Origin of the sequence: Mesorhizobium sp. M1399, assembly GCF_040317735.1 — a bacterium.
Classification (GTDB): domain Bacteria; phylum Pseudomonadota; class Alphaproteobacteria; order Rhizobiales; family Rhizobiaceae; genus Mesorhizobium.
Window position 1 is genome coordinate 241,383 of the sequence record NZ_JAMYKZ010000012.1, and the last position, 14,130, is coordinate 255,512.

Consider the following 14,130-nt stretch of genomic DNA (forward strand, 5'->3'; position numbering starts at 1 on the left):
TTAAACCCTGCGCTTGCTGGCGCTCATTTCGATCACTGCATCGAGGATGATGGCGGCGGCGAAGGCCAGCGCCACCGTCGGCACGGCACCGAGCAGCACCAGGTCCATCGCCGTCTGGCCGACTCCCTGGAATACGAATACGCCAAAGCCGCCGCCGCCGATCAGCGCGGCAATGGTGGCGAGGCCGATATTCTGCACCAGCACGATGCGAATGCCGGTGAGGATCACCGGGAAAGCCAGCGGAAACTCGACGCCGAACAGCCGCTGGCGGTCGGTCATGCCCATGCCGCGCGCTGCGTCGTTGGCGGCACGCGGCACACCGGCAAGGCCGACCACGGTGTTGGCCACCACCGGCAGCAGTGAATAGAGGAACAGGGCGACGAAAGCCGGCGCCGTGCCGATGCCGCGAATGCCGAGCGCGGCAGCACCCGGCACATGCGAAGCGACCCAGCCGAGCGGTGCTATCAAGAGGCCGAACAGCGCGATCGAAGGAATGGTCTGAATGATGTTCAGCACGTTGAGCACGCCGGCCCGCAATTTCTCGACGCGGTGGCAGAGGATGCCGAGCGGCAGGCCGATAATCACTGCTGCCGCCAGCGAACCCAGCGCCAGCGTCACGTGCTTGGAGCCTTCCGCCCAAAAACTATCGGCGCGATTGAAATATTCCTTGAGGATCGACAGGCTGTTCCAGCTCCCCGAGACCAGCAGCAGGCCGATCGCCGCTGCGGCGACAACAAGCACGCCGACCCGTGCCTGCGGCGACAGGTTCAGCCTTGTAAGCACGTCGGCGAGCAGAAGCGTGAAGGCGAAGATAAACAGCCAGAAGCCCGAAGCCGGCGAGATACGGGCGAAGGTGTTGCCGGCGGTCGTCAGGAAGCTGCCGGCAACGCCGATCAGCAGCGCCAGCGCCGCAAGTGCAACCACACTGGCGGCGAGGCGCAGAGCAAGCGGCGTTTTCAGCAATGCAATGAGCGCCGCTGCGACAACAATCGCCATCAATAGCGCACCGACCGCCGCAGGCAAAGATTCGAGGATCGAGCGCGCCTCGCCGGGTACGATGCGATTGGCGCGGAACGTGGCGAATGGTGCCGCAAAAGCCGCATAGGCTGATATCGCCGCGATAACCACGCCGAGCTTGTCAAACCGGATGCGCACGCCCTCCCCCATCGGCCGATCCGCGCACCTCGAAAGCGGCGCGCCGGAATCGCCTTACTTGAGGAAGCCGTTCTTTTTCAAAAAGTCTTCGGCGACGCCCTTGACCGGTTCGCCGCCAACCTGGACGCGGCCATTCAACTCCTGCAGCGTGACGAGATCGAGCTTGGCGAAGACCGGCTTCAGCAGCGTCTCGATTTCCGGGTGCTCCTTCAGCACCGCCTCGCGGATGATCGGCGCCGGCTGGTAGACCGGCTGCACACCCTTGTCGTCCTCAAGCACGACGAGGCCGGAGGGCGCGATGCCGCCGTCGGTGCCGTAGACCATGGCCGCGTTGGCGCCGTTGGTCTGGTTGGCCGCAGCGGCAATGGTCGCCGCCGTATCGCCGCCCGACAGCGTGATCAACTGGTCCGGCTTCAGCGTAAAGCCATAGGTCTTCTGGAAAGCGGGCAGCGCGGCCGCCGAATTGACGAACTCGGCGGACGCCGCCAGCACCACCTTGCCGCCGCCCGAGACATATTTGCCGAAGTCGGAAAGGGTGACGAGCTTGTTGGTATCGGCGACCTCCTTACGCAGGGCGATCGCCCAGGTGTTGTTAGCCGGTGACGGGGACAGCCAGACGATCTTGTTGGCGTCGTAATCGAGCTTCTTGGCAGTCTCGTAGGCCTTAGCGGCATCCTTCCACACCGGATCGTCGGCCTTCTCGAAGAAGAATGCGGCGTTGCCGGTGTATTCCGGATAGATGTCGATCTCGCCGGCCGTAATTGCCTTGCGTACCACAGGCGTGCCGCCGAGTTGGATGCGGTCGGTGGTCTGGATATTATTGGCGTTCAGCACCAGCTGGATGATGTTGCCGAGCACGCCGCCCTCGGTGTCGATCTTCGACGACACCACCACCTGGGCACTCGCCGAGGCCACCGTGATGCCGAGCGCCAGCACGGTGCCGGCCAGAACCTTGATTGAAAACATATCACAAATCCCTTGCTGTGAACCGGAATATGGCTGCCGCATATGAGCATGGCTTCGATGCCCCGTCGGGGTACACGGTTTCATAAGAAGCGTGATGGACGCAATAATTTTGTTCGGATTTGGGTGAATCCGCTGTTGTCTCGTCCCGACAGCGTGGCGTCAGCTGGCCGCACGCAAGCCCGTCATCTTCAACACGCCCAGTGCCACGAAGCACAGCGCGACGACCGGAAAAATCATCCAGTTCAGCATCTCCCAGCCCCAGGCATTGTAGACCGCGCCCGACATCAGCGAGGCGAAGGCGACGGAGCCGAACAGGACGAAATCGTGGAACCCCTGGACCTTGCCTTTTTCGGATGGCTGGTAGCTGTCAGCCACCATGGCGGTGGCGCCGATGAAGCTGAAGTTCCAGCCGAGGCCGAGCAGGATCAGCGTTGTCCAGAACTGCCACAGTGCCAACCCCGACAGCGCGACTATACCGCAGCCAATGAGCTGCACCAGGCCGATGGCCACGATCCGCTCCGCGCCAAAACGATAAATCAGCGACCCCGTGAAGAAGCTGGGCGCGAACATCGCCATCACATGCCAGGAAATGCCGAGCGTGGCGTCGTCGGTCGAAAGGCCGCAGCCGACCATGGCCAGCGGCGCGCCGGTCATGACGAAGCTCATCAGCGCGTAGCTGCCGATGGCGCAAAACAGCGCCGCGACGAAGCGCGGCCTGGTGACGATTTCTAAGAGCGGCCGGGCGTCGCTGTCGGCGATTTCCACCTTCTCGGTTGCCTTGGCTGGGATGCGCAATAAAGAGAGGATGGCGGCGCCAACCGCCGCCAGCACCAGGATGGACGCAAACGAGCCGGCAAACTTCACCGGCGAGAACAGGTCGCCGGTGAAAATGACGATCTGCGGCCCAAGTATGGCGGTGACGATGCCGCCGGCCAGCACGAAGGAGATGGCGCGCGCCTTGAATTCAGGCGGAGCATTGTCGGCGGCGGCAAAGCGGAATTGCTGGACAAAGGCACCGCCGATCCCGATCACGGCAAGGCCGAAAGCGAACAGCCAGAAGCTGGCATGAAACAGCGCCAACGTAGCGACCAGCCCGCCAAGCGCTGTGACCGCAGTGCCGGTCATGAAGCCGTCGCGCTGGCCGAGCCGGCGGATGATCGCCGCGGCCGGCAGGGAACCGAGCGCCACGCCGACATTGAAGCCGGTGATCGGCGCGGTTGCCAGCGACTTGTCGGCTTCGAGGAGGTACTGCCCGGCCAGTCCGCCCATGGAAATGGCGATGGGTGCCGCCGAACCGATGATCGCCTGCGAGGCTGCGAGGATGAAAGCGGTGCGACGCGCTTCCTTGCCGGCCTCAACGACGACGATAGCAGTCATGAGGCGTCCTTGCCGCGGCCCTCGCCACGCACGCGGCGCGACACGCGATCAAGCACCGCATTGACCAGTTTCGGCTCGTCTTCTTCGTAAAATGCCTTGGCGATGTCGACATATTCGGAGACGATGACCGCCACCGGCACGTCCTCGCGTTTCATCAATTCGTAGACGCCGGCACGCAATATGGCGCGCAACGTCGAATCGAGCCTCGACAGCGGCCAGTCCTCGGTCAGCGCCTGGCGGATAATCGGATCGATGGTCTTCTGGTGCTCGACAACGCCGGCAAGAATGGCGCGAAACCATTGCGCATCGGCCTCGCGATAGAGCGCGCCGTCGACTTCCTTGCCGAGCCTGAACGCCTCGTATTCGGCGGTGATCTCAAACACGCCGCTGCCGGCGACATCCATCTGGTAGAGCGCCTGCACAGCCGCCAGGCGGGCAGCACCGCGCTTGTTGGCATGGCGAACCGCAGGCTGGCCGGGCGAAGCGGGTTCGCTCACGTTCGCTCTCCCAGTTGTTCCTTTAGGGCGATCATGGTCAGCGCCGCACGCGCCGCAAAGCCGCCCTTGTCGCCTTCGGAGCGCCTGGCCCGTGTCCAGGCCTGTTCGTCGTTTTCGGTGGTCAGGATGCCATTGCCGATGCAGACTGAATCCTGCACGGACAGGTCCATCAGGGCACGGCTGGATTCATTGGCGACGATATCGAAATGATAGGTGTCGCCGCGGACCACCGTGCCGAGGGCGACGAAACCGTCATAGCTCGTCCCGCCTTCGGAAGCACCGTCGAGCGCGAAGGAAATCACCGCCGGGATTTCGAGCGAGCCCGGAACGGTGACGACATCGTATGTCGCGCCCGCTTCGTCGAGCGCGCTGGTCGCGCCTTCGAGCAACGCGTCCGCAAGGTCGTCGTGAAAGCGCGCCTCGATGACAAGAAGGTGGGCCTTCTTCTTCGGACGGATGAACGCTTTGCCGTGTTGGGATGTGCCAGCCATAGATGTCTCCGGGGATCGCCGGTGACTTAGGCCGAAGCCGGTTTGATCGCAAGCGGAAGATTGCTGAAGGAACGTTCAAGGCCAACCCGGTGGCGGCCGCATCAGGGAATGGACTTTATGGGCGATCGCCTCAAAGTCCCTCTTTGGCCGCCTCCACCAGTCGCGCCGCGTAGCGGGCCATGGTGTCGATCTCGAGGTTGACGCGGTCGCCGACCTGGCGTTCGCCCCAGGTGGTGACCGTCAGCGAGTGGTGGATCAATAGCACGTCGAAGCGGGTGCCTTCGACCTTGTTGACGGTGAGCGAAGTGCCGTCGAGCGCGACGGAACCCTTGGGGGCGATGAATTTGGCAAGCTCGCGCGGTGCTTCCAGGGTAAAGCGAACGGCGTCACCCTCTTCCTTGCGGGCCACGATCTCGGCCATTCCGTCGACATGGCCTGACACGATATGGCCGCCAAGCTCGTCGCCGATCTTCAGCGCCCGCTCCAGGTTGATGCGCGCGCCGGTTTTCCAGCCCATCGCGGTCGTCAGCCTGAGTGCTTCTTCCCAGGCCTCGACTTCGAACCAGCGTGCGTTCGCGCCGTCTTCCGGCAATCCCGTTACCGTCAGGCAGACGCCGCCGCACGAAATTGAAGCGCCAATGGCAATGGTCTGCGGATCGTAGGCGGTGTCGATGCGCAAACCGACGCCTTCCCTGAGCGGCTTCACGGCGGCGACGGTGCCGACATCGGTGACGATTCCAGTGAACATTACTTTGGCCCAGTGAACATCAGTTCGGTCCTAAATGTCTCTTGTCCATTCGGCATATGTGTCTTCGCCGAAACGCATGTCGCGCAATTTGCGAAATCCCGGCGGGATATGGTTGGCATCTATCGGCGATGCAATGCCGTCCTCGCCGATCGCATCCGGCCCCTGAAACAGCACGATGCGATCGACGAGTTGTTCGTCGAGGAACGCCTTGGCCACCTTGGCGCCGCCCTCGACCAGCACGCTCGCCATGCCCAGCGCCGCCAGATCCTCGAGCAGTTCCGGCAGCGCAATATCGCCTTCATACGTCTCAGTGCCGATGAAGCGCACTCCGGTGCGTTCGAGCGCGGCCCGCCGACGTGGATCGGCCTCGGCACACGCGGCGACATAGAGCGGGACCCGGTCGACGCCGGAAACCAGCTTCGAGGTCTCCGGCAGCCTGATCTGGCGGTCGAGCACGATGCGCGCCGGCGAACGGTTCTCAAGTCCCGGCAGCCGCACCGTCAGCGCCGGATCGTCCTCCAGCGCGGTGCCGATGCCGATCAATATGCCGTCCGCTTCGGCGCGCATCAGATAGACTTCGCGCCGCGCGATATCGCCGGTAATGGAGACCTGCCCCTCGCCTTTCACGCCGATCTTATTGTCGCTCGAAAGCGCAAGCTTTAGAATCACTTCCGGGCGTTTTTTCAGAGATCGAATCAAATAGCCGGCCATCTGCTCCGCGGCCTTGGCCGCCAGCACTTTTTCCATCACCTCGACGCCCGCGGCACGCAAGATGGCGTAGCCCTTGCCGGAAACACGCGGGTCCGGATCGCTGGCAGCGCCAACCACCCGCGCCACGCCGGCGCTGACCAGCGCATTGGCGCAAGGCGGCGTGCGGCCGTGATGGGCGCAAGGCTCCAGCGTTACATAGGCGGTGGCGCCTTGCGCCAGCTCACCGGCCTCGGCCAGCGCCTCGGTTTCGGCATGCGGCCGGCCGCCGACGGCCGTGACGCCGCTGCCGACGATCATTGGCCCGTCGCCGTCATCGCGTACGATGAGCGTGCCGACGGAAGGATTGGTCGACGTCCGGCCGGCATTTTTGCGCGACAGCCTGAGGGCTGCCGCCATATAGCGGCGATCGAGGACCTCTTGCTTCGCCGTGCTGCGCTCGGACCCTGCCATGCTCAGCCGGCGTCCTCTTCGCTCTTCAGCTCTCGGCCCCTGGGCTCGTCACTTTTGAGCTCGTCGCCTTTGAGCTCGCCCAACACGTCGTGGAAATCCTTGGCCTCGCGGAAATTGCGGTAGACGGAGGCAAAGCGCACATAGGCGACATCGTCGAGCGACTTAAGCGCCTCCATGACCAGCCGGCCGACTTCGCCGGAGGCGACCTCGGTCTCGCCCGAGCTTTCCAGCTGGCGCACTATGCCGGTCACCGCGCGGTCGATGCGCTCCGGGTCGACGTTACGCTTGCGTACCGCAATCTCGACCGAGCGCAGCAGCTTGTCGCGGTCGAACGGCACCTTGCGTCCCGACTTCTTCACCACGACGAGATCGCGCAATTGGACGCGCTCGAAAGTGGTGAAGCGGCCGCCGCAATCCGGGCAGACGCGCCGCCTGCGGATCGCCGCGCCGTCTTCGGCGGGGCGCGAATCCTTCACCTGCGTATCTTCGGACTGGCAGTAGGGACAGCGCATGGAGAGCCTTCGGATCGCGATTCTCGTGGAGCGAAAGGCTTAGAGGTTTTTGCCACGATGGCAAAGTATGGCCGATGACCGATCGCGTCTCAGAGATAGCGAGGCACGAGGAAAATTGCGAGAGCGGCAATCAGTTGGACGGCAATCCGCCAATCAGGGAGCGACGTCGCCGGTCGGGAAGCCGCAGGACGTGCCGAGATAGCGATAGGCCTTGGTGAAGCCGTCCATCGATATGGTCGCGACCGGCTTGTCGGCGAAGCTGACATCGAGGGCGCTGGTACGGCGCATGGCACGCAGTATGGCGAGGGTTGTCTCGGGCTTGTTGTTCACTATCCACTGGCCGTCGGCGATAAGATGAAAACCAGCCTTGATCTTGTCGTTGACGTCGCGGAACACCGCCGGGATGTTGTCGCCCTTAGGCAAGTCACCGTTTCTCACGGCGATGATGAGGCTCGGATAGCCCTCGGGCGGCAGTACGTCGCCATTCGAGATGGCTAGCGTAAGGGTGCCGCTGGTGCCGTTTGCGTCGAAAAAGACCGTCGAGGCGGCGCAGGTCTTGCGCACATCCTCACCGGTGTTGACCTCGTCCACCGTGGTGGACCACCTGCCGAAGGTCTCTGTCTTGGGTGCTGCCGGGGTCGGCTCGGTCTGTGCCAAGGCGAGGCCGGACAGCTGCAAGATAGCCGATGCCAGCAAGGCACCAAAGCCGGCGAAACGGAAAGTTGGCATCATTGAGCTTCTCCGCAGGTGCCTTGCTGTCGCACCGGGATTGTCCCGCACATGGAGGTCACTAGCGTCGGTCAACCAAGATACGGATAAAGCGGAAAACGATCCGTCAATGCCGCCACCTTGGCCTTCACGGCTGTCTCGACGGCCGCATTGCCCTCATCGGAATTGGCGACCTTCAGTCCATCCAGCACTTCGGCGATCAGCTTGCCGATCTCACGGAACTCGGCCTGGCCGAAGCCGCGCGTGGTGCCGGCCGGCGTGCCGAGCCGAACGCCCGAGGTCACGAAGGGCTTTTCCGGATCGAAGGGGATGCCGTTCTTGTTGCAGGTGATGTTAGCGCGGCCAAGGGCAGCTTCGGCGCGCTTGCCGGTGGCGTTCTTGGGACGCAGATCGACCAGCATCAGATGGTTGTCGGTACCGCCGGAGACGATGTCGAGACCGGTTTCCTGCAGGCTGGAGGCCAGCGCCTTGGCATTTGCGACGACGCTCTCCGCATATATCTTGAAGCTCGGGTTCAGCGCTTCGCCCAGAGCCACCGCCTTGGCGGCGATGACATGCATCAGCGGTCCGCCCTGCAGGCCGGGGAAGACGGCCGAATTCATCTTCTTGGCAATCTCCTCGTCATTGCAAAGGATCATGCCGCCGCGCGGGCCGCGCAGCGATTTGTGCGTCGTGGTGGTGACCACGTGGGCGTGCGGCAGCGGCGACGGATGCACGCCGCCGGCGACCAGGCCGGCGATGTGGGCCATGTCGACCATCAGATAGGCACCGATCGAATCGGCAATCTCGCGAAAACGCTTCCAGTCCCAGACGCGTGAATAGGCGGTGCCGCCGGCCAGGATCAATTTCGGCTTGGTCTCATGGGCGGTCTTCTCGATCGCATCCATGTCGAGCAGATGATCTTCCCTGCGCACGCCATAGGAGACAACCTTGAACCATTTGCCGCTCATATTGACAGGCGAGCCATGCGTCAGGTGGCCGCCGGAATTGAGGTCGAGGCCCATGAAGGTGTCGCCGGGCTGCAGCAACGCCAGGAACACCGCCTGGTTCATCTGGCTGCCGGAATTCGGCTGGACGTTGGCGAAGTTGCAGCCGAACAGCTTTTTCGCGCGTTCGATGGCCAGTTCCTCGGCGACATCGACGAATTGGCAGCCGCCATAGTAGCGCTTGCCCGGATAGCCCTCGGCATATTTGTTGGTCATGATCGACCCTTGCGCCTCGAGCACGGCGCGCGAGACGATGTTTTCCGAGGCAATCAGCTCGATCTCATGGCGCTGGCGGCCGAGTTCGTTGCGGATGGCGCCGAAAATCTCGGGGTCGGCATCGGCAAGCGTGGTTTCGAAGAAGGATTCGAATTTGTTCGACACTGCCGCTGCTGTTGCCATGGGCTGAAATCCTCAAGGTTCGGGGTCTGTCGCGCCATTAACACAGTTGCTTTCGGCCCGCCACGTTTGCTGCGCGAAATTTGCTGGCCGGATTGCGCCAGCGCCCTGAAAGCACATTATTTCCTCGCCTGCCGGCCGACAGCAGGGCTTCGCGTGATTTCCTGAACAGCGCCGCATGGTTTGCATGTGATCCGTGGCGAGCCGATTTTCGGAATCATGCGCAAAGCTCAGAGAACGACGACGACAATAAAAAAGGCCGCCCTTGCGGCGGCCTTTTGCAAATGAGCTCAGCTGCTTAGAGCGCGGATGTGATCTGCAGCTCGTTGGCCCCGTCAAGGCCGTAAATGTCGTCGCGGAACTGCACCACGCCCGGCCCCGTCGACCAGGCCGAGATGTAGAGGAAATAGACCGCCACCGGATTGGTGACCTGCACCGGGACGTTCTCGCCGCTCTTGATCGCCGCCTCGAAGTGCTGGCGATTCCAGCCCGGCGTATCGCGCAGAATCCAGGTGACGAGGTCGCGCACGTTCTGGACGCGCACGCAGCCCGAGGAATCGAAGCGCATCATCTTGCCGAACAGGCTCTGCTGCGGCGTGTCGTGCATGTAGACGCCGTCCGGGCTGGGGAAATTGATCTTGACCGAGGCCATGGCGTTGCCAGCGCCCGGATCCTGGCGGAAGCGGTACTTCTCGGCGTCGTCGGTCGACCAGTCGACGGTCAGCGGATCAACCTCGCTGCCATCCGGCGCGAACAGACGGATGTGGCTGTCCTTGAGATAGTTGGGGTCCTTCCGCATCAGCGGAATGATGTCCTTGCGCACGATCGAGACCGGCGCGTTCCAGTAGGGATTGACGATGATCTCGTTGATCTTGGAATTGACGATCGGCGTCTGCCGGTCGATTTTGCCGACGATTGCGGTATGGCGCAGCACGACGCGATCGTTCTCAACGGCTTCGATCTGGGCGCCCGGGATGTCGACCAGCACGTAACGGTTGCCCAGCGTGCCGGCGCGCTCGCGCAGCCGCTGCAGATTGGTCTGCAACTGGCCGAGCCGAATTGGCGCCGAAACATTCATCGCGGCATAAGAATATTGGCCCAGCGTCCCGTCGGCAGGCAGGCCATGGCGCGCCTGGAAGCGCTTGACCGCGGAGTCGACATAGGAATCGAAGGCTGTCGAAATGCCGGCGCTCTGCGCCAGATCGCCCGCAATCATCAGACGCTTGCGCAGCGGGACCACGTCCGGATCGTCGACGCCGAGCTGCAATTTCTTGGTGTCGGGAACCGGCTCCCAGCCGCCCTGGGCGACAATGTTCTGGTATTGCGCGACCGCCTGCTCGGTGAACGAAACGGTCTGCAGGCTGAAGATCGGCAGCGTCGAGGCCACCTTGCCGCCCTGGCTGGGGCGGGCGTCGAACTGGTCGTCCCAATTGCCGCGGGCCGAGGATTTCAGGATATCCCCGATCACATCCTGCGCACTGGCGCGGCCGGCGACCATAGCGGCTGCGAGCGCGGAGGCTCCTGAAAGGAAGAAACGGCGGCTGGTTCTCATGGGCGGTCCAGACATTCTTGCTACAATTCAACCTACCGGGCGGTCTCGCCCGCACTCTAGAGTTGGCTTCTTAACAATTAGCCAACCATGGCCCGCATCACTTCGGTGTAAAAACACATGGAAGTGATTTGAGCACAGGACAAATGCACGGCTTTGGCCCCAGCATCACCCGCATCTTCGGTTCCACTGGAATATGGCGGCAACGTGGCTGTTGCTCGAATTTGGATCGGCCGGCCTGACGAAACGGAAAGACCGGTGCTTTTCGGCATCGGCCTTTGGTCCGCTCCGCGGGAGCGCTTCCGTGGTCCAGCTTCAGATCTTGATGCAGCGGGTGCGATTACATCCGGTATGCGATGGTATCGTTCCAGAACCGGTCCAGCCGCTGGAGGGCGCGGTTCATCTGCTTGAACTCTTCGGTGTTGATGCCGCCGACCTGCTCGATCGAGCCGACATGGCGCTCATATAGGCCGGCGACGACCTCCGCCACCTCATTGCCCTTCGGCGTCAGCGAAACCCGCACAGAACGGCGGTCGATGCGCGAGCGCTGGTGATTGATGAAGCCGAGATCGACCAGCTTCTTCAGATTGTAGGAGACATTCGAGCCGAGATAGTAGCCGCGCGAGCGCAGTTCGCCGGCGGTCAGCTCCGAATTGCCAATGTTGAACAGGAGCAGCGCCTGGATGGCGTTGATGTCGGAGCGGCCGTTGCGGTCGAATTCGTCCTTGATCACGTCAAGCAGACGGCGATGCAGCCGTTCGACCAACTGCAGCGATTCCATGTACAGCGAACGGATCGCCTCGCGGCGGTCATCGGATACGTTGGCGGTCTTCGCCGCCGGACGCGAATTGATCATTGTCTTTGCCTCTCGTTTGTCGCCCGGTGATTTTTTGTTCTTCACCTTGATCACGACACTATCGAATACTCATAAAATTCGACTTAAACGCCAAGGCTAACAAGAGCTTACCGGTAAGGGGTTTCGAAAGAGGCTTAACGGACGGTCACCCGAGCAAGGATAATTAACCTAAAGATTTAGCCACCGATCCTTGACCGGAATTGCTATCGCCGGGCCTGCCGCTTCTGGATCCAGATCACCACGCGGAATACGATGTAGAGCAGCGCCACCGCAAGATGCGAGGCGACGATCAGCAGCCGGTGGCCGAACAGCTCGGGGAAGCCGGCATACATGACCGTCTCGGTCACCGCGCAAATGAACCAGATCACCGGCCCCCAGGACGCCAGCATCCACAGGCCGGCGGCGGCGAATGGAAAAAACACCGCCAGCACCACCGCCGCCACCTGCCAGTGCACCGGCATCAGGTCGAAGCGCCATAAGGGGCCGGGGTAAAAGCCGATCAGCCGAATCCAGTACAAGATGCCGAACAGCAGGCAGTAGCCGGCGATGACGCGCTGGAACCAGGCGAAGATGACCTCGACCGTCGAGGGCTGCAGCACCACGCGTCTCGAGGCGGCCTCGCTCACAACTTCAGTTCCCGTTCGCCGAGCGGTGCGAAATAGGCATCGACGTCGACGGCGCTGACCTTATCGATGCCTGTCGGCCGCCATTGCGGCGTCGAGCCCTTGTCGATGATGGCAGCACGGATGCCTTCATAGAAGTCGTGCCCGGCAAGCATGCGGTTGAGGATACGGAACTCCATTTTCATGCACTCGTCCATCGACAACGTCTGCCCGGCTCTGATCTGGCGCCAGGCGACATGCAGGCTGGTCGGCGACCGGGTGCGGATGGTGGCCAGCGTCTTTGCCGCGAACTCGTCGGCAGTGGCTGCCCGCTCCAGGCTGGCGACGATATCGGCCAGCGACGGCTGCGCGAAATGCCTGGCGATGACTTCGAGCGTCGGCCTGTCGGTCTCGCGTTTGGCCGGGACGAAGCAGCCGCGCAGCACCGATTCCGGGTCGCCGCTTGCCGCCAGCCGGTCGAGAAAGCCAGCTTGATCCTCCGCCCTGATCGTATGCGTGGCCAGGCCCGACCACAAAGCATCGCCATGGCGGATGCGGTTGCCGGTCAGCGCCAGATACATGCCGAAGCTGCCGCCGAGATCCGGCAACAGATGGCTGGCGCCGACATCCGGGAAAAAGCCAATGCCGACCTCGGGCATGGCGAACTGGGCGTTCTCGGTCAGCACCCGCTGCGAGCCATGGAAGGAGATGCCGACGCCGCCGCCCATGACGATGCCGTCGATCAGCGCGACATAGGGTTTTTTGAAACGGGCGATACGGGCGTTCAGCCGGTATTCGTCGGCGAAGAAATCGACCGGAGGCTTTCCTGCCCGGCCGGCCTCGTAGATATGAAGGATGTCGCCGCCTGCCGAAAACGCCCTGCCCTCGGCCTTGACGACAACGACGTCAACGCCGTCGTCACGCTCCCAGCTGCGCAGCGCCTTGTCCAGCGCTTTGACCATGCGGTGGGTCACGGCATTGAGCGCCTGCGGCCGCGTCAGCGTGACGACGCCGGCCCTGCCCAATCTTTCGAAGCGAATCTCGTCGCCTCCGCCAAAATCCATCGCCAGAGAATCCCTCCCCGCGCCCGCCGGGAGTGAAGTGCTAAAGCGTGGCGCATGGCCGCGTCAATGGCGGGCACGCCAGCGCAGCCTCTGGCCCGGACCGGAAGCCGGTGCTAACAATCGACGGCTACAGGCAGTAATGACGAAAAAGTCATGGCAGGCGCGTTGCAACGCGGCACCGACGGGGACGTCGTCTATGATTCGATTTTCGCGCCTTGCACTGGTGGCAATCGGGTTAGTCTGCACCTGCCTGGCTGGCCATCCAGCCTTGGCGACAAGCCTCGCAGAACTCTACCAGTCGCAAACCATCGTCAATGGCCAGGGAGAAGAACATCGTCAGGCCGGCTTCAAGGTCTGCCTCGACAAAGTGCTGGTGCGGGTATCCGGCGACCAGCGCCTGCCGGCGAAACCTCAGATGACAGCACTGCGCGACAAGGCCGGCAGCTTCGTCAGCAGCTTCCGCTATCGCGATCGCATGGAAGGTATCCCCAATCATGATGATCAAGGCACGTACGACCGGCCGCACGATCTCACTTGCCAGTACACGCCGCCGGTGATCGATAAAGTGCTTGCTGAGCTCGGCAGCAAGCCGTGGCTCGGCGAGCGGCCGATCATCTCGGTACTGCTGGCTGTGCAAGATGCACGCCAGCATTTTGTCTTGGCGAGCGACGGAGACGAAAGCCCCTATATGGCAGAGTCCTTTCAATCGGCAGCCGGACCGTTGGCGATGAAGATCGTCATTTCAAGCAAGGCCGCTCTCGTAAAAGCCGGGGCGATTTTCGAACAGGTGCGTGCGCTCTCACCCGAATTGCTGGCGAGAACTGTCGGCAACCAAGAGCTCTTGGCCGGCAGCCTGGTCTGGAGCGACAAGGAGTTGGGCTGGATCGCCGATTGGCGGCTTGCCATGGCCGGCAAGACCTACAAGTGGCAAGTGCGCGGCGTCAACTTCGACGAGGCATTCCGCGTCGCCATGCGGGGTGCTGCGCAGATCCTGTCAGGCAATGGCCAACCAGAATAGCGCCCGACAGGACCGCTGGCACA

Annotated in this window: 15 protein-coding genes; 1 reads left to right on the forward strand and 14 read right to left on the reverse strand. The window is 62.7% G+C overall.

Annotated features, from left to right (window positions below):
• The 14 genes from NKH05_RS22580 to NKH05_RS22645 form a co-directional block, all read right to left on the reverse strand.
• Positions 1 to 1,167 (reverse strand): ABC transporter permease, encoded by a 1,167-nt coding sequence (locus NKH05_RS22580; RefSeq protein ID WP_352481229.1) that lies wholly within the window; start codon positions 1,165 to 1,167, stop codon positions 1 to 3.
• 42 nt (positions 1,168 to 1,209) lie between these two features.
• Positions 1,210 to 2,121, reverse strand: a complete 912-nt coding sequence (gene osmF, locus NKH05_RS22585; protein WP_352481230.1) for a glycine betaine ABC transporter substrate-binding protein OsmF — start codon at positions 2,119 to 2,121, stop codon at positions 1,210 to 1,212.
• A gap of 159 nt (positions 2,122 to 2,280) precedes the next feature.
• Positions 2,281 to 3,498, reverse strand: a complete 1,218-nt coding sequence (locus NKH05_RS22590) for an MFS transporter (protein ID WP_352856115.1) — start codon at positions 3,496 to 3,498, stop codon at positions 2,281 to 2,283.
• Complete coding sequence (nusB, locus tag NKH05_RS22595) at positions 3,495 to 3,995, reverse strand: transcription antitermination factor NusB (protein WP_023717279.1); 501 nt, start codon at positions 3,993 to 3,995, stop codon at positions 3,495 to 3,497. The genes NKH05_RS22590 and nusB overlap by 4 nt, the downstream gene beginning before the upstream one ends.
• Complete coding sequence (gene ribH, locus NKH05_RS22600) at positions 3,992 to 4,486, reverse strand: 6,7-dimethyl-8-ribityllumazine synthase (protein WP_023717278.1); 495 nt, start codon at positions 4,484 to 4,486, stop codon at positions 3,992 to 3,994. The genes nusB and ribH overlap by 4 nt, the downstream gene beginning before the upstream one ends.
• 130 nt (positions 4,487 to 4,616) lie before the next feature.
• On the reverse strand, positions 4,617 to 5,234 hold the full coding sequence (locus tag NKH05_RS22605; RefSeq protein WP_023717277.1) for a riboflavin synthase: 618 nt from the start codon (positions 5,232 to 5,234) through the stop codon (positions 4,617 to 4,619).
• Positions 5,235 to 5,264: 30 nt separating this feature from the next.
• Complete coding sequence (ribD, locus tag NKH05_RS22610; RefSeq protein WP_023717276.1) at positions 5,265 to 6,395, reverse strand: bifunctional diaminohydroxyphosphoribosylaminopyrimidine deaminase/5-amino-6-(5-phosphoribosylamino)uracil reductase RibD; 1,131 nt, start codon at positions 6,393 to 6,395, stop codon at positions 5,265 to 5,267.
• Between the two features lie 2 nt (positions 6,396 to 6,397).
• Positions 6,398 to 6,907 carry a transcriptional regulator NrdR gene (gene nrdR / locus NKH05_RS22615; RefSeq protein ID WP_023717275.1) on the reverse strand — a complete coding sequence of 170 codons (510 nt, stop codon included), beginning with the start codon at positions 6,905 to 6,907 and terminating at the stop codon, positions 6,398 to 6,400.
• Positions 6,908 to 7,060: 153 nt separating this feature from the next.
• Complete coding sequence (locus tag NKH05_RS22620) at positions 7,061 to 7,639, reverse strand: invasion associated locus B family protein (protein ID WP_352481232.1); 579 nt, start codon at positions 7,637 to 7,639, stop codon at positions 7,061 to 7,063.
• A 68-nt stretch (positions 7,640 to 7,707) separates the two neighbouring features.
• Entirely contained in the window at positions 7,708 to 9,021 is a 1,314-nt protein-coding gene (glyA, locus tag NKH05_RS22625; RefSeq protein WP_352856119.1) for a serine hydroxymethyltransferase, read from the reverse strand.
• Positions 9,022 to 9,316: 295 nt separating this feature from the next.
• Positions 9,317 to 10,570 carry a L,D-transpeptidase family protein gene (locus NKH05_RS22630; RefSeq protein ID WP_023717271.1) on the reverse strand — a complete coding sequence of 418 codons (1,254 nt, stop codon included), beginning with the start codon at positions 10,568 to 10,570 and terminating at the stop codon, positions 9,317 to 9,319.
• Between the two features lie 337 nt (positions 10,571 to 10,907).
• Entirely contained in the window at positions 10,908 to 11,423 is a 516-nt protein-coding gene (ldtR, locus tag NKH05_RS22635) for a transcriptional regulator LdtR (protein WP_023674486.1), read from the reverse strand.
• A 203-nt stretch (positions 11,424 to 11,626) separates the two neighbouring features.
• A complete protein-coding gene (locus tag NKH05_RS22640) occupies positions 11,627 to 12,049 on the reverse strand; it encodes a DUF6163 family protein (protein WP_023717270.1) in 423 nt (140 codons plus the stop codon).
• Positions 12,046 to 13,089, reverse strand: coding sequence for an enoyl-CoA hydratase/isomerase family protein (locus NKH05_RS22645; protein WP_352717548.1), 1,044 nt, complete (start codon positions 13,087 to 13,089; stop codon positions 12,046 to 12,048). Before NKH05_RS22645 ends, NKH05_RS22640 begins: the two co-directional genes overlap by 4 nt.
• Here NKH05_RS22645 and NKH05_RS22650 point away from each other — a divergent pair.
• Complete coding sequence (locus NKH05_RS22650) at positions 13,028 to 14,107, forward strand: DUF8605 domain-containing protein (protein ID WP_353026092.1); 1,080 nt, start codon at positions 13,028 to 13,030, stop codon at positions 14,105 to 14,107. The two genes, NKH05_RS22645 and NKH05_RS22650, sit on opposite strands and share 62 nt — an antisense overlap.
• Positions 14,108 to 14,130: the final 23 nt, after the last annotated feature.